Origin of the sequence: Bifidobacterium sp. W8103, assembly GCF_016100775.1 — a bacterium.
GTDB lineage: Bacteria > Actinomycetota > Actinomycetes > Actinomycetales > Bifidobacteriaceae > Bombiscardovia > Bombiscardovia choladohabitans.
In genome coordinates, this window is the sequence record NZ_JACFRV010000001.1 from 558013 (window position 1) to 581176 (window position 23164).

Below are 23164 nucleotides of genomic sequence, written 5' to 3' on the forward strand. Positions count from 1 at the left end.
AACGGCTTTCCAAAAGGAATCAGGCATCACACAACCTGAACGCCGCCTCCATCCCGACCGGCCAGGCTGCGTTCCAGGAACCAGGCCACCAAGAGGATGCCCAGGACGATGAGAAAGACGAAGACGAAAGCCCAGACTGCTCCGAACTGGAAGGCCTGAGCGTCGGCATGAATTCCACTGGCCTTGGGCATACCCGTGATGATGGCGGCCAGAACGCCGGTCGAGGCGGCACCTGAATACTGCTGAAGGGTGTTGAAGAGCGCGTTGCCGTCGGGCACCAGTTTGGCTGGGATATGCTGCAGTCCGACCGTGAGCAGGTTGTTGAAGACGCAAGCCTGACCGACCATGTAGCAGGCGTAGAGAAGAATCATCAGCGGAACGGTCAAGTGCCGGCTGAGGACCAGGAAGCCCAAGGCCGAGAGGAAGAAGGCAGTGCTTCCCACCGCGAGCAGTCCCCGCAGGCCATGGCCGTCCAAATAGCCTCCTGTGATGGGCTGGCAGAGGGCCGAGAGCAGGCTCCCCGGCAACAGAAGCAGGCCAGCCACGGTGGAGGTCTCTCCCAGTACGGACTGGGCCATGTTGGGCAGGATGAATGTCAGGCCAATCTGGACAAACTGGACCAGGAAGTAGAGGATCAGGGCCAGGGTGAAGGTACGGTTCCGAAAGACCGCGATGTCGATCAGCCTGGTGCTATGGTGGGCAAGAGCCCAGACCCCTGCAACAAGGGCCAGGGCCCCGATAAACAAGGACAGCCAGGTTATAGGACCATGCACATCCAAGGTGCTCAGACCCATGGTCAGACCGGTCAGGAAAATACCCAGAAGAAGGAACTGGAGCCAGGCGAAGGGACCGACGTGGGCGCTCTCCCTGTCAACCGAGATGAGGGCGATGAGCCCGAAGACCAGCTCGATGGGCAGCACGATCAGGAAGATGGCCCGCCAGGATGAGGTCTGGATAACGGCTCCGCCGAAGGTCGGGCCCAGGGAGGGTGCCAGAGCCACCGCCATGCCGGCGCTGCCCACGTAGCGGCCCTGGATGTGCAGAGGAACCTTTTTCATAATCAGGGAAAAGACCAAGGGAAGAGCGATACCGGTGCTGATGCCCTGCAGGAGGCGCCCCGCCATAAGAACGGGAAAGCATGGGGCGAGGATGCACATCAGGTCGCTGCCCAGGAATATTCCCACGCTGGTCAGGATCAATGTGCGGGTCGTGAATGAATGCTCCATCCAGGCGGCCGCCAGAACCGTCAAGGCCACCACCAGCAGATAGCCGGTGGTCAGCCATTGGACCGTGCCCAGCCCGGTTTTGAAGTACCGGGTCATCTCCGGGAAGGTGACGTTGAGCGACGTCTCCAAAAGGACCCCGCAGAAAGCGAGCCCGGCAGTGCCGGTAATCAGCAGTTTTGTTTTCTTGTCAACATGGTCGACCATGGACCGTCCGCTCCTCACAAATCAGACTGTTCGCATAGCCATCACCACGGATCCGTACGGCATGGCATCATCCGATGCCGCTCTCATTGCTGTTTACGCAACGGTTATAGCTCTCTGGCTGCGTTGATGACATCTTCCAAGGTGACACCGGGCTGACAGCCGCATGCTGTGGGATCCGGTTCACCTCCACAAACTTTTGAAGACCAAGCCAGTGTAACACCCTCAGGCGTACCTATCCGGACACACGCCTTACCCGAACAGGCTTGGGTAGAGTTGGTCACATGCAAATCGATATCGTTTCCGTCTTCCCCGAATATTTTGACGTAACCGGACTCAGTCTGCTGGGCAAGGCCCAGGAGAAGGGCCTGGTGACCATACGCGCCCACAATCTGCGCGACTGGACCCATGACGTGCACCATTCCGTGGACGATACGCCGGTGGGCGGCGGAGCGGGCATGGTGATGAAACCCGAAGTCTGGGGCCGATGCCTGGACGATTTGTTGAACATTCCAGACGGATCGGCTCTGCAACAACCCACCACCGACCAGACAGCCAACACTGCCGATGCCGAAGAACGAAAAGAAGCAAGGAAGAGTTCCGGCGACGAAAGCTACGGCACAGCATCCGAGGCAGGTTCATCTGCAGACAGCCACGAGGCCGGCGCGGCCGGACCAGTTCTGATCTTCCCCAACCCATCAGCCCCCCTGTTCACCCAGGCCGATGCAACAGAGCTGTCACGGGCGAAGAGGCTGGTATTCGGCTGCGGCCGCTACGAAGGGTATGACGCACGCATCCCCGTCTACTACCGGAATCAGGGGGTCGACGTCAGAGAGTATTCCATCGGCGACTACGTGCTCAATGGAGGCGAGGTGGCCGTCTCGGTCATGCTGGAGGCCATCACCCGGCTCCTGCCCGGCTTCATGGGCAATCCTGAATCCATCGTGCAGGAGTCCTACACCGGGGATGAGCCGCTGCTGGAATATCGCCAGTACACGCGTCCCACCACCTGGCGTGGCATGGCCGTGCCCGAGATACTGACCAGCGGTGACCACGGAAAGGTGGACCGTTTCCGGCGCGACGAGGCCATCAGGCGAACCAGTCGAATCCGTCCCGATCTGATTGCCCGATTGGACTGCCCCGCCCTTGATAAGCAAGACCGTCGTCTCTTGGAGGACCTGGGCTGGGACATGCAGGAAACCCATCCGAAACCTCTGGATCAACCATCTGGTCGATCAACCCTCAAACGCAGCGATAATCAGCGGGCCGTCAGATAGTAGACTGCTGTTTCCCCATAGGTACGAGCCTGATCAATAGCCCATCCGTCAGGAGCCGTGGGCGACGGGGTGCGTGTCGATCGCTCCAGAACGATCATGCCTCCATCGTCCACCATTCCTCGACCGGTCAGGCCGGTCATGATGCTTTGGCAGTCCGCAGTCGACAGGTCATAAGGCGGGTCCATGAAGACCAGGTCGAAGCAGGCCTCGGACAGACCTGCATCCTCATGACCGGAGGAAAGAGGACGAACAAAGCGCTCGGCACGGTTTCTGCTGACCCGAATATCCATGGCTGAATCCCAGGCCGGATGGTGACGCAGCCCGGCGGCTGAGCGTGACAGCAGTCCGGCGACACGACCGGAAGACTCCACAGCCACCAGGCTCTGGGCACCGCGGGAAAGGGCCTCGAATCCCAAAGCCCCGGTGCCGGCGAACAGATCCAGGACCCGAGCACCGGACAGCAGGCCTTCGGACTCCAGGTGGGAGAAGATGGCCTCCTTGGTCCGATCGGTGGTGGGCCGGGTACCCTTGAGGGCTGCGGGAATGGGGAATCCCTTGAAGCGGCCGGCGATGATGTGCATAGGGTCTGTTGTCCTTTCAGCTGGAGACCAGGAAACCTTCGTTGCCCCTCATGAAGTCCAGGACGGCGCCAGCCAGCTCGGGCTGACCGGCCAGGGTGGGGTCAGACTCCAGGAGTTGTCCCGCCTGGGTTCGAGCACGGGCAATCATGGGCGCATCGGTGACCACCCGCAGAAGCTTCAGGGAGGAATGGCCACCGGACTGGGCATCCCCCAGCACGTCGCCGGCTCCCCTGATGCGAATGTCCTCCTCGGCGATTTTTACCCCATCGGTGGTGTCGCGAATGACTTCAAGCCGCTCCGCAGCTGGGGAGTCCGCAGGGGCGCGCGAAATCAGGAAGGCCCAGGAGTCCGTGCCGCCGCGCCCCACCCTGCCGCGCAGCTGATGAAGCTGGGAGAGCCCGAACCGATCGGCATCGAAGATGACGATGCAGGAGGCTTGGGGCACATCCACCCCCACCTCCACTACAGTGGTGGCCACCAGCAGGGGGGTGCGACCCGAGGCGAAGTCCGCCATGACGGCATTCTTGGTGGCGTCGTCATCCCGACCAGTCAGCGTGGCCATGGCAATGCCCTGGAACTGCGGCAGGGCGGCCAGGCGCTGGCTCATTTCGACCACCGAGTGCAGAGGCGGACGCTGGCCATCACCTTGGTCCTCCTCAGCAAGAAGCTCAGGTTGGGAATCGGATCCGCCGGATTGGCCGGGCCGGTCAGAGGCAACCGAGGGGTCGTCCTCCTCGTCGATGCGGGCGCAGATCACGTAGGCCCGCTCCCCAGCCTCGATCCGTCGACGCAGGTGGAGAAACATGGCGCCCATGGTCGCTCCGTCAGACTCGGCGATGACGTGGGTGCGCACCGGTTTGCGGTTGCTGGGCAGCTCGTTCAGGGTGGAGATATCCAGATCGCCGAACCAGGTCATAGCGGCTGTGCGCGGAATGGGCGTAGCGGTCATGATCAGCAGATGGGGAACGCGTTCGGATTTGCGGCGCAGCTCCTCGCGCTGCTCAACCCCGAAACGATGCTGCTCGTCAATGACCGTCAGGGCCAGATTGGGGGCCTGGAAGGTCTTGGAGAAGGCCGCATGGGTGGCGATGACAATGCAGGGACGACCCGAAGCCGAGACAGCCAGGGCAGAGCGGCGCTGGGCAAGTCTCATACCGCCGGTCAACAGCACCAGAGGAAGAACCAGCTGATCCGTCATACGAATCATGGTGACGTTGTCCACAGGCTTATGGCGGCCTTCTACGGCAGTGGCGGTCACATCGGTGCCCATGGCCTTGAGCATGTCGCCGATGGAGGCGTAGTGTTGCTCGGCCAGCACCTGGGTAGGAGCCACCAAGACAGCCTGATGGCCAGCCTGGACCGCCTGGAGCATGGCCGCCAGGGCCACCACGGTCTTGCCGGAGCCGACCTCGCCCTGCAGAAGCCGCTGCATGGGCTGATCCTGGGCCATGTCGACGCCTATATCGTTGATGACCTGACGCTGGCCATCGGTCAGCTGGAATGGCAGGGTGTCGATGAAACGGGCAGGCAGGGTGTCCGGACGGTCAGCGCCCGAATCCGCGCATGGATACGTGGGCTGCTGTTGGGTCTGGCGGCGGGTCTGTAGAAGTGCCGTCTGCGAGACGAAGGCCTCCTCATAACGCAGGGTCTTCCGTGCTGCAGCGAAGTCCTCAGGACTGTCGGGCGCATGCATACCCAGCAGGGCACGGGCACGATGCATCAGCCCCTGGTCGACACGGACCTGCTCGGGCAGCACATCGGGTATGGACCGGCCCAGCGCTTTTGGATCGATGCGGACCTCGGCGCTGGGCTGACCCTCTTCGGCGGCACCGGCCACAGGAGTGGGGTCAGATGCATCTTCGGCCTGCACCAGCAGACGCAGAAAACCCAGAATGACATCGTGAATATGGTCCGAGGAGATGCGGGAACTGGCGTGATAGACCGGTCGCGGCCGACGGACACGTTCCAAGGCCTCGTCAAGGCTGGCAGCATCAGGCCGAGAAGCGTCCGCCGAAACCCCCTGATCGGCATCGGCCACAACCAGGGTCTCTGGATGGGTGAACTGGAGCTGGTCCATGTAGACACCGGGCTCACCGGCCACGACCAGATCCGCCCCCACCTGCAGCCGACGGACCATCCAGTCCATATAGGGCTTCTTATGAGAAAAGAAGACCAGTCTGACCGCCAGCGGAGTGCCGCCCCGACCACTGACGAAAACTGCATCGTCCACCATCACGTCCAGCCGAAAGCCCCGGTGCCCGCTCAATGGCACCAGACGCACCTGATCAACCCGGGCGGCGAAGGCGCAGGGCTGGCCAAGGCGAATGCCGGCAATAGTGGTGACCTGCATGGGATCAGTGATGCGGAAAGGATAGTAGGTCAGCGCATCCCCGACTGTGACCACACCCAGAGCCTTGAGAGCGCTCACCCTACGCCTATTGGCCACCAGCGAGGCCACGGTGCTGTGCAGACCAACACGAGCCACTGCCGACATACCCGATCACCTCCCGCAAGCGCCGACCATCATCCCCCGGGATGACAAGAACCCCCGGAGCTTTGCCCCCGGGGGTCCCAATACGACCGACGAACCGCACTCAGGCGGCGACGCGCTGCACCTTGCCGGCCTTGAGGCACTTGACACAGACGCGCAGACGCACGTTCTGGCCATCAACGGTGGTGTGCACCGACTGCAGGTTGGGGCGGAAGATGCGCTTGTTCCGGATATGCGAATGAGAAACACTGTAACCGGTCTGCGGGCCCTTGCCGCACACCGCGCAACGAGCTGCCATGATGACTTCCTTTACGTTGTTTTCCAAGTCGTCCCAGGTGTTCCGGCCCGCAGCACAAGGCCACGGATGAACACACAACTTTGTTAGACTACTACATTCCACCAGGGAAGGCAAATCAACAGTCTCAGGCACGAGGAGGCTTGCGGAAGATGCCGATCAGAGACTGGAGCACCCCGCAGAACACCCCGCCGATGATCCAGATGGCCCAGAATGGGATGCGCCAACCGAAGAGGTTGTCGTAATTGCCCGAGAAGAGCATGGTCAGGGCCACCAGCGTGCAAAGGCCCATGATGGTTCCGCTGATGGCATTGCTTACCCGGTGCTCGTAACGATAGGTATCCCAGCGACCGTCATCGACGGAATCAACCTGCCTGTTGTAGGCACGGAGGTTCATCATCCTATGGCTTGTTCCAGCGTGGACCAGTAGGAAGACCCCCAGAGCCAGAAGAAGGAAGAAGACAAACCCTCTGACCTGATCGGACCAGCCCCAGATCAGGTATCCGGCAGAGTTGATACCCACATCCAGGAGCACGACAGCCAGACCGCAGACCAACTCCCAGGTAGTCTGCCGATAAACTCGCGAGCGCTCCTCATCGGTATAGAAATCCGCCACATAGGGATGCCTGCGGCGAAAGTCCTTCCTGGTGGAAATCGCCGGTATGAGACAGGCCAGGCCCAGGACGATGCCGATCATCAGAGCAAGGAAGGCCAGACCATTCTGTGCGTCGGTCGGCTGGCTGACTGCGGCGAAGAGACCACCGAAAGCCAGTCCCAGCATGATAAGGGCGATGCCGAAAGCCATCCGCAGGCTGTAGGCATTGCTGAAGGAGGCGTAGCCGGTAACGTCTTCCATAGCAGACGGGACAGGCGGCATAGTCGCATGGATTGACGGAGTCGCCTGGGTGGTTTCCTGATGGTCCGGCCTGGATGCACGCTGCCCGGAACCCGGGTGCCGAACATCACCCAGGACCAGGTCATCAAGGGTGCAGCCGAAAAGGTCACAGATGGCCAGAAGCTTGTCCATCTCAGGATAGGCCTTGTCCGACTCCCACTTGGACACCGCCTGACGGGATACCCCCACCAGCATGGCCAGCTGCTCCTGAGTCATGTTGCGCTGCGAACGCAGATATTGCACATTGGTTCTGAAACTCATAATGTTCTTTCTCCAGATCGGCAGATTGCCGATTCAACCAGCAACGAGACCATGATGAAACGTGCAGGGCTCCGACCGCCACCAGCTTTGGGTTGCGCCCGGCAAAGACACCGATATTTTCCGTCAACCGACGGTTGCATCCTTGCTATTCCAAGGAAGCAACCAGCCACTTCACCCCAGCCAGCCTGATGACGGCCCACCATCGATCCCCCTTCCGACAAGAAATACACCCTCTATCCGTTCACGATACATACCCTTCGGGTAGGAATACGATCCTGCTCCCCCACCCTGAATCATCCCCGATTCGACCCTGAAAACACCCTGACAGGAGCTCTTGCCATGGTCTCATGGAGGTAAAGACCAGGCAGGCGACGACCGAAAGGAAGGCAAGGATGCGGCATCAGGCGGCAAAGGATCCATACGCGCAGACCCCACTCATTCTGGACAAGATCTACTACGACTACGGAAGGCGACAGAAGCAGGGCGCCCGAGTGCTAGACGAGATCAGCCTGGAATGCCAGGCGGGGACCTGGACGGCCATCATGGGTCCTTCAGGCGCCGGCAAATCGACCCTCCTCTATTGCGCCGCGGGCCTGCTCCAGGTCAGACAGGGCAGAGTGGCCATCGCCGGGGAGGACCTGACGCGAATGAAAGAGAAGGAGCTGACCCGACTCCGGCGCGACCATATCGGCTTCGTCTTCCAGGACTACAACCTGGTCAACGCCTTCACCTGTTTGCAGAACACCATGCTGTCCAGCCTCTTCGGCGGCAGGAAAATCTCCACCCAAGCGGCCCTGTCTGCCCTGTCCAACGTTGGATTGGAGGGATATGCCAACACCTATCCGGCAGACATGAGCGGTGGCCAGCAGCAGCGCGTGGCCATCGCCCGGTCCCTGGCCGCCAGCCCGGAGATCATCATGGCCGACGAGCCCACCGGCGCCTTGGACACCCATAGCTCGCGGGAGGTCATGGACCTCTTCGACCTGGCCGTCCGCAGCGGTCAGACCATCCTCATGGTGACCCACGACCCCAACGTCGCCGCCCGCGCCCACCGGGTCATCTTCCTCCAGGACGGGCGCATTCAGGCTGCTTGCCCGGGCGGAGACCCACAGACCATAGCCCAGCAGCTGGCCAGCATGGATGCTGCGCCAAACCAGGAGGCCTTCAGCCCACCTCTGGCAGTTCCATCCGATCAGCCTCGGTGATGGTACGAATTACCCGGCAGGGCACACCCACGGCCAGGGAGTCAGGTGCGATGTCATGGGTGACCACGGATCCGGCCCCGATGACCGCACCATCGCCGATGGTCACTCCCCCGGCCACAGTCACGTTTGATGCCAGCCAGCAGTTGGAGCCTATGGTGATCGGAGCGCCCAACTCGAAATCGTAAAGGGAGCCATCCTTATGGCGCCTCAGATTCCGCTCCTGCCACCGCAGGGGATGCAGAGGGGTGGCCAGTGTGACATTGGGGCCGATCATCACATCATCGCCGATCAGTACAGGGCAGGTATCCAGAACAGTGAAGTTGAAATTGGCGAAAATGCGCGAGCCCAGCTTGGTAAAGCATCCGTAGTCGAAGTAGATGGGCCCCATACAGTCGACATCCTGACCGTGTTCGGGCACCAGCTCGTCCAGAAGCCGGCTGCGCAGGTCCCGCTCCTGCTCAGAAGATGCGTTGAAAAGACGGCAAAGTTCGTGGGCCTTGACCCGCAGCTGGCTCAATTCAAGATCCGAGGCATCATAGAGCTCGCCAGATAGCATCCGCTCCCGCTGCGAGCGCCGATTCCCTTTAGCGGCTCCGGCAGTCGCACCTGTCAGTTTCGAGTCCTTGTCCATGGCCATCCCATCGTTCCCGCGTCACTTCAGTGTCATTGCTGCAAGCCCGCACTGCTTGCAGAGTCCTCATCCATGTAATCGTCTGGGTCAGACAGCCGACAGTCGCAGGGACCGTTCGTCGTCCGGTTGCGGACATCCGTTCATTCCGAGGGTCAAGCTTGGTAGATTGGAGACAGCGGAGGACCGTGGCGAGGAGGAATCATGCGGTATGAGGTGAGCGAGGCCATTCCCGAGGATGCCAAGGCCATCCGTAAGGCCGTATTCGTGGAAGAGCAGGGCTTTCACAACGAGTTCGACCGAACCGACGATGCCAGCCTCCATATCGTGGCCTATGACGGGGATGAACCCGCCGGGGTATGCCGAGTCTTCCCCGACCAGGGCGAGACTTGGACCCTTGGCCGCTTGGCCGTTCTGAGGCCCTACCGCGGTCAGCATCTGGGCGCCAATTTGGTAACCAAGGCTGAGGAAACCGCCCGGAGCCACGGGGCAGACCAGCTTACGCTTCACGCCCAGGAGCGGGTGGCGGGCTTTTATAAGTCTTTAGGTTATAGGGACATGGGCATTCACGACCAGGACGAGGGATGCCCGCACATGTGGATGGACAAGCCCCTGACGGACAGCACCGGAAACGAGCCGGAGGACCAGGCCTCATGAATCCGACCGTCGATTTTGCCAGCACGAGCATCGCAAGCGTCAATCCGGACAAGGATCCCATGGGAAGGTCCGAACAGGCCATCTCCAGCTTCAGCGATGCCGTCATCTACTGGTTCCGCCAGAATTTCGGAAAGATCGTCCTTCTGATCGTCGTGGCTGTCTGCGCTGCCTTGATCTCCAAGATCGTAGCGGCGGCCATGCGACGTGCCCTGGAGCGGACCAACCTGCCCAGTGCCTCCATCTTCGTCAACATTGTCCGCGCCCTGATCTGGATCTTCGCCGCTGCCACAGTCCTGCAACCCGTCTTCGGGATCAACCCATCCACAGTGGTCGCCGCCCTGGGCGTCAGCGGCCTGGCGCTCTCCTTCGGATTGAAGGATACAATCGCCAATATCGTCGGCGGCTTCGGACTGATGGTCAGCAAGGTGGTCCAGCCCGGCGACATCATCACCATCCAGGGCACCACCGGAACCGTCCGCGATGTGACCTGGCGCCATACCATCGTCATCGACAGGACCGGCAACCAGCTGCTGATCCCCAACTCCATCCTCAATACCACGGCGCTCGAGAAAATCACCGAGGCCGGTGAGGCCGCCACCACGGTTCCCTTCACTCTGCGAGGGGATGCCGATATGGCCAAGTCCTCCCATTCCATTGCACAGGTGGTGGCCCAGGCGACCAGGAATATGGCCATGCCATCCAACCCGCCCATTGTCCAGTTCCAGGGCTTCACCCCTTACGGCATCAAGGGCCAGGTGGTCATGTTCGCCAAGCAGGGCGTCATCGCCGCCGACATGCAGGATGCCGCCACCCGCGCACTGGCCGGCCAGGACTACCTGGTTCAGGAGGCCGAGCTCCAATCGGGGAAAGGTGTAGACCAAGCCAACTGATTGCTGTAGGTTTTCGTCTTGAATGACTAGCGGACGTACTGGCTGACGCTTTTCATCTTGAGCAAAGCGTCAGCCAGCCAACGATAGATATCATCCCATTGGTCTTGTTTGTAATCAGTATGCCTCGTCAGAGTCAGGTGGCGTGACTTCTTGTCTGCATCCTTTTCATCCCAGTCCAAATCACCCTCCTGGCCCGACAGGTCGCTCTCGACCTGAGACTTTTGCTCAAGGAAGTCCGCATATTGCGCAGGATCATGAAAGAGGAATTCAACGGTGGCGTACCCGTCCCTGATGCCGATGAGGCCTGCCAGATTGCAGCCGGACACGGGCGAGCCAAAACTCAGCAGGTACCTCGTATGGTCCGCTCTGGTAAAGGCCGAGCCGAAAGCAGCCATGAAGTCATTCCTGGCTTTGCAGAAGTCAACGAACCCATCCCAGAACATGGCTCTTACCTTCGAGCGGTCCAAAGACTCCATATTACCTTGCGAAACCTGGTAACGAGAACGAAAATCGTCAAGGCTGACGCCCCCATGTCCCCAGAACTTCCAGCCATTGATTGAGCCACTACTAGCCCCAGCCAATTTGAGAACATGCGAAGCCGCTGACGAGGGACTCTCAAATTCACGCCCGTCCGAGACCCTAATCATCATCTCTCCAGTAATGAGGGCACTGGCCTCATACTTGCGGGAAAGACTTTCCAGTCGATCGCCAGGCTTCAGCAGGCCACTGGCACCCAACATATGTAAAGAAACCGTCTTTGTCGGAATCTTCGCCTGCTTATCAGCCTGGTACTTGTCAATAGTCACACGATCAATCTTCGGCATAGACCAGACTTCCAAAGCCTTGTCAGCTAGTCGACGCGTCCTGGCCTCGATGGACTCAGCGTTCCAAGTCTCCGCATCACGCAACTCACGCGAAATAGACAGGTATTCATCCTGATATCCACCGACAATTCGATCCCTCTTCTGCTTAAACAGTCCATCCGAGAGTTCCGAGTTATAAGCGGTCAGAGTTAAATTACCCAGCTTGTTGACATGCTCCGCAAAAACCCGTTCGCAATCAGTACCCAACATTCGCCGCCACTGCTCATGAGCGAGTGCATTCTGGGGGAGAATATGCTCAATGGTGTAATTCCTGGAGGAGAAGTCAATCGGGTTCTTAGGATGGTACGCATTCTCCAGTGTTGTCAACATGTAAGAACAACGCGAAAAGGGATAGAAGTCGCGCGAAAGAAGGGTCTGACGAAATTCATTGTCATCAGGCATCCGATGGCTTGTTCCAGCACCGCCCAGCAGGGCTGCCTCAAAAGCCTGCCTATAGCCGGGTGACCCATCTTCCTTTACCTGTCTGAGACGTGCTATGACCGAAAGCGAAAACCGGTTCAGCCCGTTGTTGGACATCTGGCAGGCAATGCGGCGGAAGAGATAACTCTCCAACAGCTTCAACATGGATACAAAATCACTCCGACTGAAGAGGTCGTCCCCCTCCTGGTAATCATCCAAAAGGATCATGAGCAAGGGGTTGATGACAGACATATTCAAAGCACGAATACGATCAAACAATCGATCTATTTCAGGATCATCCCCCGAGCTCGAAGTAATGCGCGAATAATACCCGGCAAACTTGCTCATCTGATCAAGAAGCCCGACTATTTGACCATGGTTATCGTAGCCATTGCTGGTCACGTAGTCTTTAAAGAACCGGTATACGTCTCGTGTAGGCACTGGTCTGGGTGCATTGATGATGGCAAGCCAATCATAGAGAAAATCATCAAAAACGTCATCATAGACATCCACGCCAAGTGTTATTTCAATTCTTCTCCAATGATCTTCATACAACTGTCCCTGCATCTCCAGGGGCTGCCGCATAAGCACATAATTACGAACCAGATCTGCAGTCGAAAGGTCCTTACCGGTTGAGTTCATGGACTCAAAGATGGCCTGTGGATCATCCTGACCCTGCGTCAAGGAGATCGACACTACCTCCAAGCGCCTGAGCCCAGCCCACACGCTGTTCGGATCCCTCATCTCCTTCAATTGACCACTGAACCATTGGAAGTTATCGATGATTCTATGGGACTCACTTGTAATCGGGGCCCTAGGATCCTCCAAATGGTGAATGACAGACTCGTATTGGTCATGATCACCCTGCGAGAGGCATAAACGATAATGCCCTTCGCCTTCTCGACAGGAATCAATCAGATATTCATCTATGATTTCATTGCGTGAAAACTGCAATTCATCGGCCTGGTTTGGGTGGCTGTCTGCATAGGCAGCAAGTGCTGCTAAGAGAAGATTTACGGTCGTGATTCTCTGCTGACCGTCGATAATGAGAGCCGGTGTTACCCCATCGGCGCCCATGGTGCCCTCTTGAACCCATACCACTGAACCCATGAAATGGGCGCTTTCGTGTAAATGCCCGATGTGAAGCACATCGTCCCAAAGCTGCTCGCATTGTTCCTCATCCCAAGAATAAGGGCGCTGATACACAGGGACGATAAAACGCTTGCCCTTATCGGCAATCAGACTCAGCAGCTTAACGGGACCAGCATCCATAGGGAACCTTGCCTTACCAGCGAGTACAAGAGCGGACGCTTCTATTATAGGAAGCACTCGCTGCCGCAGTCAGGCCGATACACCCTCAATCAGATCGGTGATCAGATCGGTGTAGGTGATCCCCGTGGCTTCCCAAGCCTTGGCATACATGGAGATGGGCGTAAAGCCAGGCATGGTGTTGATCTCGTTGACAATGACCCTGCCCTCGGGTGTCACAAAGCAGTCGACACGGCTCAGACCGGCACCATCCACGGTTCTGAAAGCCTTGGCAGCCAGGTCGCGAACCTTCTGAAGAGTCTCCTCCGGCAGATCCGCGGGAACCTCCACGTGGGAGGCGGAGGAGTCTACATACTTGCTGTCGAAGTCATAGAAGGCCTCGTCCTGATCAGCCTTGTCCAGCACCACCTCGCCAGGCCAGGCAGTACGGGGCTTTCTGTCCTTGTTTGAGGCGAGCACGGCGCACTCAATCTCCCGCCCCTCAATGCCCTCCTCTATCAGGACCCGCCAGTCATGCTTTGCAGCCTCGACGACCGCAGCAGCCAGGGCTTCGGCTTGAGGCTCTTCCACCTTGACCACACCAAAGCTGGATCCTGCGCGGGAGGGCTTGACGAAGAGCGGGTAATGCAGCTCCGCCTTCTCCACAGCGGCCAACAGGTCTACTCCGGATTGCTGTTCACGGGAGTCAATGGTGATGCCGGGAGCCACGGGTATGCCGGCTTGGCTGAGCAGAATCTTGGTATAGTGCTTGTCCATGCACGCGGCAGAGGCGAAGACCCCGCACCCGACGTAGGGCAGGCCCATCATTTCAAGCAGGCCCTGCAGGGTGCCGTCCTCACCGTAAGGGCCGTGGAGCACCGGGAAAACCGCGTCCACATGCCCCAAAGGCTCCAGGGAACCGAAGGCCTTGGAGGGTTCAACTCCAGAGACCAGGTTGTCATGGTCGCCGATCAGAAACCCATCCCTGCCACGGGCCATGTCGAGGATGATCGGACGGCTGCCTTCGGTTATCTGCACGGTTGGCAGACTGGCATCGCCCAGACCCCACTGCCTGGGATCCTGGCCGCCGATGGTCCATCGGCCATCCTTGGTGATGCCGATGGGGATGGGCTCATATCGGTCGGTATCGATGGCATTGAGCACACCGGCCGCCGACACGCAGGATATGGAATGTTCGTCGGCACGTCCGCCATAGAGCACCACAACACGTTTCCTGACCATCATCCCTCGGCTTTCCTCATCCTGGACATGATTTTCAACCTCATGCACCTGCCCGGGCAGATACATCATTCAAGACAGCAGAATATCCCCTTGCCAGGCGGCAAGGCCCGGACACAGTCGCTCATCCACAAGCTTGGCACGAACAGGCATAACAGGGCCGATACAGCAGTCAGACAAGCCAGGCGCACATCCTGATCCGGAAACCATTCATCGCCGATCAAAAGGTTGATGGCGCACGCTTCACAGCCTTCGTACACCCTCCATAACCCTCAGGATTTTCTGATGGACACCATTCTGATGGTCGTCAGACTCATTCTGCGGTGATCTGCCCACCGAACAGCTCGTCGATCATGCCCCGGCAGCTCAGACCCTGATCCAGTACATGGCTCATGGCCGTAGCCAGCGGGGTCGCCACCTGGTAGCGCTTGCCCAGAGCGACGACAGCATCGGTGGTGGGTACGCCTTCGGCGACACCCTTGCTGACTCGGGTGGCTTCCTCAATGCTCTTGCCCTGGCCCAGATTGAAGCCAAAAGTATAGTTCCTACTCAGGGACGACCCGCAGGTGGCCACCAGGTCGCCGACCCCGGCAAGACCGGCGAAGGTCTTGGACTTGGCACCGCAAGCCTCCCCCAAGGCAGTGAGCTCAGCCAGACCCCTGGCCTGGATCATGGCGGCCGTGTTCTCCCCGAACCCAGCCCCCCGTGACATCCCGACGGCCAGCGCAGTGACGTTCTTCAGCGACCCGCACATTTCCAGGCCAATCACATCGTCCGAGACGAAGGCCTTGAAATAGTCGGTCGTGCAGGCACGGGCTACTTTCATGGCGGTATCAGCATCCGCGCTGGCGACCACAGTGGCGCTCGGTTCGCGGGCAGCCACCTCCTTGCTCAGATTGGGGCCGGAAACGGCCGCAAATCTGACAGGGTCCAGATCAAGCGTCTGACAAACCACCTGATCCATCCGCCTGTCGGTGGCCCGTTCAATCCCCTTCATCAGGGAAACTGCGATGGCATCATGACCCAGCAGACCCTTGAATTGCGTCAAGGCCTCACAGGCGTGCTGAGCGGCTATGGCAACGACCACGATTTCCGCCCCCGAGACGGCCCCGGCCCGGTCACCCTCAGCGATGATGGCGTCAGGCAGCCTCTTCACGTTCGGCAGACGGCGAGTATTCGAATGTTGACTGTTGATTTCGTCCACGACATCAGGGTCGATGTCCCACATGACCACCTGATTGCCTGCGTCAGCCAGTACCTGGGCAAAAGCGGTTCCCCATGCGCCTGCTCCCAATACCGCGATCTTCGTCATCATTCTCCTTTGCATAATGCCGTGCGCACGGGAACGCCGACCAGCAGCCTCATTCTTGTCTCTACCATCCTATGACACCACCGCCAGGCAGCAGGAATTAGGGGCGGGTTCCGGCCTTATTGCTCGCTTCTGGGCCGACGGGTCATGGTCACGTAATCGAAATATCCAGCCTTCGGGGGCTCCTCGCCACGAATCTCGGCCATGACCTCTTCCATCCGATTGCGCAGGCGGACGCAGAAGGCATGTACGGATTGCTTGGGAGGTTCCGCACCCCACTGATCCATATCTTCCAGAAGGTCGGAATAGTCAAGGAGCCGGTCATAACACATGACCACGTTCTTGCGAGGCCAGGGCCACTTATGGTTGATCGAAGCAGCCCCCCAGGTGATGCTGGGATAGAGTGGGACCATACGACCCAGCTGCCGCGACGCCTCCAAGGCGATGAAACCGACCCCGGGCTTGAGCGACATGGGCCACTTCAGCGGGTCACGGGTCACGGTCCCCTCGGGCCAGATGGTCAGCGGCCTGCCCGAGGTGATGATGCTGATCGACTCCTCCTCAATCGACCTGGCCTTGCCGGACTTGCGCTCCACCGGCTGCATGCCCACCATGCGGAACCAGCTGCCGATCAGGGGCCAATGGGCCATCTCGGCCTTGGCCATATAGCGGGGCCGACGACCCAGGTGGAAGAGGGCCATCATGGGAATGAAAACGTCGAACTGGGTCACATGGGTGGCTGCGGTGATAAAGGGCCCGGTCTCCGGAACCTGCTCCAACCCCCAGGCATAGACCCGGCAGGAGTCACGCACAACCTGGGAGACCCCGCGCAATAGGCGGGTGGTCCCCACGGGGTGCTGGCCGTCTATCTCGTCCAGGGCCGGTGTGCGATGTCCAGTGGGATAGTAGCGGGTTGGATCCACCAACCTGTGCCGTTGGGCCAGCAGGGCCACCTGCTGGTCGGACAGGGCAGGCACCGCAGACCGGGGGGAGGGTTTGCCTTTGGAAGCCATCTATGTCCGCCGGATCAGTCGATCTGCGCGTCCAGAGCCAGCAGCTTGTCGCGGAAGTCCTCGTAACCGCGGTCGATCAGGGAGATGCCGTGGACGGTGGAGGGGCCGGAAGCTGTCAGTGCGGCAATCAGGTGGCTGAAGCCGCCACGCAGGTCGGGCACATCGATGTCCTGGCCGGTCAGCGGGGTGGGCCCGAAGATGACCGCCGAGTGGTTGAAGTTGCGCTGCTGGAAGCGGCAGGGCAGGGATCCCAGGCACTCCTTGTAGAGCTGGATGGTGGCGCCCATCTGAATAAGCGGCTTGGTGAAGCCGAAGCGATTCTCATAGACGGTCTCGTGAACGATGGAAAGACCCTTGGCCTGGGTGAGGGCCACCACCAGGGGCTGCTGCCAGTCTGTCATGAATCCGGGGTGCACGTCGGTCTCGATGGCCACGGGCCGCAGGTCGCCGCCCGGATGCCAGAAGCGGATGCCGTCGTCGCGCACGTCGAACTGGCCGCCGATCTTGCGGAAGACGTTCAGGTAGGTCATCATGTCGGGTTGGTGGGCGCCCTTGACCATGATGTCGCCATGGGTGGCCAGGGCGGCGGAGGCCCAGGAGGCGGCTTCGATCCGGTCGGGCAGGGAGGTATGGGTGAACCCCTTCAGGGAGGGCACACCCTCGATGCGGATGGTCCTGTCCACGTCCACGGAGATTTGCGCGCCCATCTTCTGCAGAACCGCCACCAGGTCCATGATTTCGGGCTCGGTAGCCGCGCCTGACAGCTCGGTACGCCCCTCGGCCAGGACTGCCGCCAACAGGGTCTGCTCCGTCGCGCCCACCGAGGGGTAGGGCAGGTGGATCTTGGCCCCATGCAGGCCGTCCGGCGCTGTGATGTGGATGCCGGACTCATGCTCCTTGTCGACATTGGCCCCCAGTTTGCGCAGGGTCTCCAGATGGAAATCGATGGGCCTGCTGCCGATGCGGCAGCCACCAAGAACGGGGATGAACGCCTCTCCCATCCGGTGCAGGAGCGGTCCGGAGAAGAGGATGGGTATGCGGGAAGAACCCGACAAGGTATCCACATCGGCCACATCAGCCAGCTCCACATGGCTGGCATCGATGGTGACCACGCCCTCCTGAGGACGAACGTCCACCTTGACACCGTGAAGCCTCAGCAGGTCCGAGACCACCTGGACATCGCGGATTACAGGCACATTCTTGAGTACCGAGACACCCGGAGCCAAAAGGGCGGCCACCATGGCCTTGCTGACGAAGTTCTTGGCCCCACGGACCTGTATGGTGCCATGCAGGGGCCTGCCGCCCACCACATGCAGCACATCATCCTGAGTATTCACCTTGGGCATTTATCGGCTTCTTTCTCGTATCCGCTCAGAGCCGGGCTTTGGCACATCATCGGCCCTTATTGCAAGTCTGCCACAGGGGGTGTGGGGACACCGTGAATTGTCGCCTCAGGCATAGAGCGTCCACCCTGTCAGATACTGGTCAGGCGCCGGCTGAAACGAAGGGGGTCAGCATGGTGAAGCCCATGATCAGCAGCAGCATGATGAAGAATGGGCAGGCCCAGGCGCCATAGACGTTCGTGTAGGTGCGGTTTTCATGCAGAAAAGCGGCAATCCGATGACGGCCCAGGTAAAGCACCAGAACGGCCGCCATCATGCCTGCCAGCATCATGAGCACGTTTATGTAGGAGGACATGTTGTCGCTCATGAACCCGAGAAGGACTTCCAACCCGTCGCTGACGACCAGGTTGTTGAACACGTGCAGGGCCATGGACCAGAAGATGGAGTATTCGCAGGCCAGATAGCCCAGGAGCAGACCCATGATGAAAGCGAAGAACCCCTGGCCAAGGTCGCCATGGAAGAAGCCGAACATAACGGCGGAGGTGACGATGGCGAAGACGTACCCATAGGGCTTCAACGCGTTCAGGATGGCCCCTCTGAAGACCAGCTCCTCGATGACGGGGGCCAGCAGGCTGACGTATATAAACATGGGAATGGTACCCGAGGCCTGCTGGATTTGCTGGGTCGTGGTCCAGGACTGCTGCACTCCCAACCGCGCCGCAGTCCAGTCCATGCCCGACTGATACCAGTCAGCCAGGGTCTGCCCGGTCAGCGTCAGCGCAAAGCATCCCAGCAGAACCTGCCAGGTCATGGGGTGCAGATCCGTATGGAAAATGCCCGAGGGACCGGAGTCGCAGATCTGCCGACGTCGTGTGAAAACCAGGAAGCAGAGGCCTGTGCAGGCGGCGATCAGATTGATGATGCCCCCATACTCCTTGTCGGCATGGCTCATCACATATATAAATCCCGAGTGGGCAGGCACCGGATCGAACACGGCATTCCACTCCATCTGAGCCAGAACACCGAACAGAAGGCCGACGCTGTTGATGATAAGCAGGTAGACCAGCAACAGGGCGGCCTGGCGGTTGAGCATGCCCCTGGCCGCACTCATCCATGCGCGATCCGCCGTGCCTCGTCTGGGCTTCTGAGTCTGCCCAGTCCCTGACGCATCGGCTTCCGTCGCTGTCTGCCCCATGTCACCATGCCCTTTCATGATCCTCTGCAGGTTTGGCCGTTCAGCACCGACCTCCAGCTGGTCCAAGTCTACGCCAACACCGGCGGCACCCATACGTCATGCTCTAGAGCAGGCCGGGCACGAACTTGAAGATTGCCAGCAGCAGGCAGAGCAGCAAATAGAGCAGGAACCAGGGCTGCCTCCAGGACACATAGGTTCCCTTAGGTGCTCGATAGCGCCGCCGGTAATCCAAGAGGCTGGCGCGGTGCAGGAAGAACATGAGCAACCCAGCCAGAACCAAGACCAGAGCCACTGCCAAAACCGACAGACGGGCGGTTCGCGGAGCGTTCATCAGATAGCGGTTGGGCAGGCCGGTGAAGAGCAGATCGCCGACCACACGGGCTCCGATGGCCCAGATCAGACCATACTCCAGGGAGCAGTATCCCAATGCCAACCCCAGCAGGAAAATCCAAAGCCCAGAGACAGGATCACACTGGAGCAGGGCGCAGAGCAGGGATGCGGTCAGGATGGCAAAAACTCGGCCAAACCGACGCAGTCCGTTGAGGATGATGCCACGGAACACCAGCTCCTCAGCCAGGGGAACCGCCAGGAGGGCGTACAGGGCCATCATCGGCGAGGAAGCGCCTGTGACCAGCAGGCTGCGCGAGGCCAGGGAGGGGATGTGCAGAAGCAGGCAGAAGTGGTTGAGGAATTTGTTCAGTTCATGGACCATCCCCTGGCCCAGCAGGAGCACCGCTACAAGGGCCAGCAGAGCCGCCAGCGTCATTCTTCTGTCTGTGCGCCAATGAACGGCGTCCTGTCCTCGCTGATCCTCACCTCGAATAACGCTCCACTCTGAAATGCAGGCATAAGTCAGCGCCAGCAGGACCGACAGGAGGGTAATCCCATCGGATAGGAAGGCGATGGATCTGGGGTCCTTGACCTGCTCCATGATGACAGGCAGGATCATCCCCGAACCGACCATGAGCACCAGAACGGATATGGCCAGGTAGACGAAAGCGAAGGCGGCCTGGCCGTTGACGGCGTGGAGAACCCCCGAACTGGCCGTGTAGGCGATGGACTTTTTGGCAGCGGGCTGGGCCGCAACTGCAACGGCTGGCGTGGCAGTATCAAGTTCACTTGGAACGACAATCGGCTGCGAACTGACGGGTGCCGGTCGGCTTGCTCCCGGGACGGATTCTGCCGAAACATTGGAAACGACCCTGGGGGCTGCCGACTCGACTGAAAGACGGGTGCGGTTACGAGCAGATCGCCGCTTGGACGACCGACGTGCTCCCCCACTCCTTTCATGGCCTCTGGCGGAAAGGCCGAGATGAAGACCCCCGAAACGCTTGCGAAGACCATGCGAAGAGCCGGACGGCTTGGTTGCATCCGTCGCGGTATCCTCGGTTCCGGCGGACTCGGCCTTGGCAGCCACAGCAGCTGCAGCAGCCTCGGCAGCCTTGGCGGCGAGAGCCACCGAAGCACCTGGAGAGGATACGGATGTCGGCGAAGACGCAAACTGAACGACCGACTGCCTGCCTGGAGCTGCATTCCCAGACACGGAAGATTCAGAGGGGGCAGGCTGAACGGCAATGCCTCCTTGGCCGGTCTGCGCGGGCTGACCGGCATAATCCCTGTGCGCGAGCGCCGTCCCCTGTCCGTCGACAGCCTTTGACGAAACGACCCGACCACCGGTGCCGTCACCGGCGACTGCGGCAGGCTGAGCGACTAACCGTGGAGTCGAACAGACCCGACGCCCCTGATGATCGGCTCCGCTGGCCACGGATCGTGCAGCAGCACCGTTCTCCGCTGGAGCCGGGGAACCAGTGACCAGGGAATCCCAGTCCGCAACCGAACGACGGACAACGACCGGTCGGTCGGCGAATACCACGGGTGTCGCAGGCGCACCAGCAGAAGCTGCGGGCGCAGAGACCTCCGAATTCGTTTTCGCGGACATCGGATCCCCAGATCCGGAAGCCGAGGGCGCCCCGGCCGTAGTCATCGACTTGGGTTCGGCTGTTTCGACTGCGGAAGGAACGGGAGCGGAAGCTTTTGATGACTCCTGCTCGACCTTGGAAGGTACCGAGACAGCGGAGTCGACAGCATTGGCAGACGGTGCGGAAGCTGCAGGTTTGCCTGCACGGGTGCTTGTGGACGGCTTTCGACGCTTGGGCATATTCCAGGAGAAGACCGGGCCTTTGTTCGTCTCGGGCTTGGTCCAGGACCAGACGACCTTGACTGCAGGCTTCTCAGGCTGTGCCGAAATCTCTGTGGCCGTCCCGGTGGCCTTGGAAGCCTCCGGCTCTCGGCGCACCACCACACGCCGCGGGGATGGCTCTTGGCCGGAATCCTTTCCACTTTGCCCGTCAACTGGCAGGTCTTCCGGGGGAAATGTGGGAACCTCCGGTTGACTGGCCATGGTGACCGAGTTCAAAAAATCATAGGACCCGGGAAGCACCGAGGGTCGTTCACCGACCGGCATGGCGCCCTTGCGCCCTTTGCCACCAGCTCCGTCATCACCCAGAAGAGCAGTCTTCCTATGGGCTATCCGCCCCGGGTAGGCCAAGCCATCATCCACGGCCTCCCCCGGCAGGCTCAAGGGTGGCAGGCTGATGGACCCTTCCTCATAGTCCCAGTGGCGTGCGTAGTCCTTGCTGGCACTGTGGCTTGCAGTCATGAGGGCAATAGAGGAGCGAGACACCTTCAAGCGCCCCTGATCGCTTTGGGCATCGGCAGACTCACTGCCGCTGTCGCGATCCTCATCATCCCTCATCCGTCGATGATCCTTCCCCTTCATGCACTACCGTACGACCGTCAAGGGCGTCCAGCGACACGAACCTTTCCCCATGTTCATATCAACACTACATACCCGAGTCTAGCCCGACCCCGCCCTTCCCTCGACGGAATCCCGACAATGGGCCAGCGCCATCGACCGTCTGCTCAGGCCAGCCCCGGCACGAATTCGCTCAGGGCCATCAGCAGGCATGCCAGGCAGAAGAGCAGGAACCAAGGCGCCCTCCAGGAAGCGTATATCCCCTTGGGAGCGCGATTGCTCCGGCAGTAATCACGGAGAGTCCTCAGCTTGAACAGCAGTCCGACGACTCCGGTCAGCAGCACCAGGATCATGAGCAGACCCAGGCCGATGCGAACCACCTCGGGTGCCAGTGGCATGTACTTGGCCAGCAGACCCGAAGAGAAGGCATTGTTGAGCATGTGCACCAACAGGGACCAGACCAACCCGTACTCCATGGCCAGGTAGCCCAGAACCAGGCCGGAAATGAAACCGAACAGGCCCTGGACCAGGGAACCATGCATGAAGCCGAAAAGCAGAGAAGAGGTAATAATGGCGAAGACCCGGCCAAAGCGGCGCAAGCCGTTCATGATGACCCCTCGGAAGACCAGCTCCTCGGCAAAGGGCCCCAGAAGAATGCCATAGAAGAGCATGATCGGCGTTTCCATGCCGCCGTCGTCAGATGCGGTCGGCGGATGCAGACCAGTACCGGACAGAATGGCGCTCAGACCAGAGTTGGCCGCACCGGCCACCAGCTGACTGAGGAAGAAGCAGGCCAGGGCGATGATCAACGCCAGCAGGCTGAATCGGCGCGCAGTGACCCAACGCACCTGGTCCTGGCCATGTCGCTCATGGCCTACGATGACCGGCCATTGACTGATCAAGGCAAACAACAGGGCCAGCACCACGGAGATAACCACTGTCCAGTCCGACAAAGGACCGTTGTATTGCTCCTTGGAGGCGTGTGGGAAGAGCGCAGGCAGAACCACCTTGCCTCCCAAAAGACCCGCCAGGGTCTCAATGGCCACATAGATGAAAGCAAAAGCACTTAGGGCATTCACTGCCTGTCGAACGCCCCAGTTGTGCACATCGCCGCTGCTGTGCCTCATGATAATCGCCCCTCTTTGCTTGCCAACCGGTCACAGTCGACCAAT

General features: G+C 60.0%; 18 protein-coding genes. 4 read left to right on the forward strand and 14 right to left on the reverse strand.

Translation table 11 applies throughout. The features are described 5' to 3' along the window. Positions 1–26: 26 nt before the first annotated feature. A complete protein-coding gene (locus H3U90_RS02115) occupies positions 27–1430 on the reverse strand; it encodes an MFS transporter (protein ID WP_198176850.1) in 1404 nt (467 codons plus the stop codon). 281 nt (positions 1431–1711) lie between these two features. Between H3U90_RS02115 and trmD the strand changes: the two genes are divergently transcribed. After that, a complete protein-coding gene (trmD, locus tag H3U90_RS02120; RefSeq protein ID WP_198176851.1) occupies positions 1712–2704 on the forward strand; it encodes a tRNA (guanosine(37)-N1)-methyltransferase TrmD in 993 nt (330 codons plus the stop codon). On the opposite strand, the gene rsmD is transcribed toward trmD, so the two are convergent. The 4 genes from rsmD to H3U90_RS02140 all read right to left on the reverse strand — a co-directional run bounded on the left by rsmD (position 2686) and on the right by H3U90_RS02140 (position 7227). Next, positions 2686–3285, reverse strand: coding sequence for a 16S rRNA (guanine(966)-N(2))-methyltransferase RsmD (rsmD, locus tag H3U90_RS02125; RefSeq protein ID WP_198176852.1), 600 nt, complete (start codon positions 3283–3285; stop codon positions 2686–2688). The two genes, trmD and rsmD, sit on opposite strands and share 19 nt — an antisense overlap. 16 nt (positions 3286–3301) lie before the next feature. Continuing rightward, positions 3302–5779 (reverse strand): ATP-dependent DNA helicase RecG, encoded by a 2478-nt coding sequence (locus tag H3U90_RS02130; protein ID WP_198176853.1) that lies wholly within the window; start codon positions 5777–5779, stop codon positions 3302–3304. Between the two features lie 100 nt (positions 5780–5879). Then, positions 5880–6074: a 50S ribosomal protein L28 gene (gene rpmB / locus H3U90_RS02135; RefSeq protein WP_029677698.1), complete on the reverse strand. Its 195-nt coding sequence runs from the start codon at positions 6072–6074 to the stop codon at positions 5880–5882. 124 nt (positions 6075–6198) lie between these two features. Next, positions 6199–7227: a helix-turn-helix transcriptional regulator gene (locus H3U90_RS02140; protein WP_198176854.1), complete on the reverse strand. Its 1029-nt coding sequence runs from the start codon at positions 7225–7227 to the stop codon at positions 6199–6201. A 392-nt stretch (positions 7228–7619) separates the two neighbouring features. On the opposite strand from H3U90_RS02140, the gene H3U90_RS02145 reads away from it, so the two are divergent. Next, on the forward strand, positions 7620–8432 hold the full coding sequence (locus H3U90_RS02145; protein WP_198176855.1) for an ABC transporter ATP-binding protein: 813 nt from the start codon (positions 7620–7622) through the stop codon (positions 8430–8432). Here H3U90_RS02145 and H3U90_RS02150 read toward each other — a convergent pair. Next, positions 8392–9063: a sugar O-acetyltransferase gene (locus H3U90_RS02150; RefSeq protein ID WP_269748677.1), complete on the reverse strand. Its 672-nt coding sequence runs from the start codon at positions 9061–9063 to the stop codon at positions 8392–8394. The genes H3U90_RS02145 and H3U90_RS02150 overlap by 41 nt on opposite strands. Before the next feature lie 201 nt (positions 9064–9264). On the opposite strand from H3U90_RS02150, the gene H3U90_RS02155 reads away from it, so the two are divergent. Together H3U90_RS02155 and H3U90_RS02160 are read left to right on the forward strand one after the other, a co-directional pair. Then, positions 9265–9717, forward strand: a complete 453-nt coding sequence (locus tag H3U90_RS02155) for a GNAT family N-acetyltransferase (RefSeq protein WP_198176857.1) — start codon at positions 9265–9267, stop codon at positions 9715–9717. After that, the gene (locus H3U90_RS02160) at positions 9714–10607 is read left to right on the forward strand and encodes a mechanosensitive ion channel family protein (protein WP_232340515.1); all 894 of its coding nucleotides are present in this window, start codon (positions 9714–9716) and stop codon (positions 10605–10607) included. Before H3U90_RS02155 ends, H3U90_RS02160 begins: the two co-directional genes overlap by 4 nt. Positions 10608–10633: 26 nt before the next feature. Here H3U90_RS02160 and H3U90_RS02165 read toward each other — a convergent pair whose 3' ends face one another. From H3U90_RS02165 to H3U90_RS02200, 8 genes are all read right to left on the reverse strand, one after another. Continuing rightward, the gene (locus H3U90_RS02165) at positions 10634–13162 is read right to left on the reverse strand and encodes a DUF4268 domain-containing protein (protein ID WP_198176858.1); all 2529 of its coding nucleotides are present in this window, start codon (positions 13160–13162) and stop codon (positions 10634–10636) included. A 69-nt stretch (positions 13163–13231) separates the two neighbouring features. Continuing rightward, on the reverse strand, positions 13232–14380 hold the full coding sequence (locus tag H3U90_RS02170) for a D-alanine--D-alanine ligase family protein (RefSeq protein ID WP_198177580.1): 1149 nt from the start codon (positions 14378–14380) through the stop codon (positions 13232–13234). Positions 14381–14690: 310 nt separating this feature from the next. After that, positions 14691–15689, reverse strand: coding sequence for an NAD(P)H-dependent glycerol-3-phosphate dehydrogenase (locus tag H3U90_RS02175; RefSeq protein ID WP_198176859.1), 999 nt, complete (start codon positions 15687–15689; stop codon positions 14691–14693). A 116-nt stretch (positions 15690–15805) separates the two neighbouring features. Beyond that, entirely contained in the window at positions 15806–16699 is an 894-nt protein-coding gene (locus tag H3U90_RS02180) for a lysophospholipid acyltransferase family protein (RefSeq protein WP_198176860.1), read from the reverse strand. A 14-nt stretch (positions 16700–16713) separates the two neighbouring features. After that, positions 16714–18045, reverse strand: coding sequence for a UDP-N-acetylglucosamine 1-carboxyvinyltransferase (gene murA / locus H3U90_RS02185; RefSeq protein WP_045935015.1), 1332 nt, complete (start codon positions 18043–18045; stop codon positions 16714–16716). A gap of 139 nt (positions 18046–18184) precedes the next feature. Then, entirely contained in the window at positions 18185–19237 is a 1053-nt protein-coding gene (locus H3U90_RS02190) for a CPBP family intramembrane glutamic endopeptidase (protein WP_198176861.1), read from the reverse strand. Between the two features lie 103 nt (positions 19238–19340). After that, positions 19341–21992 carry a CPBP family intramembrane glutamic endopeptidase gene (locus H3U90_RS02195; RefSeq protein WP_198176862.1) on the reverse strand — a complete coding sequence of 884 codons (2652 nt, stop codon included), beginning with the start codon at positions 21990–21992 and terminating at the stop codon, positions 19341–19343. Positions 21993–22159: 167 nt separating this feature from the next. After that, complete coding sequence (locus H3U90_RS02200) at positions 22160–23119, reverse strand: CPBP family intramembrane glutamic endopeptidase (RefSeq protein WP_198176863.1); 960 nt, start codon at positions 23117–23119, stop codon at positions 22160–22162. Positions 23120–23164: the final 45 nt, after the last annotated feature.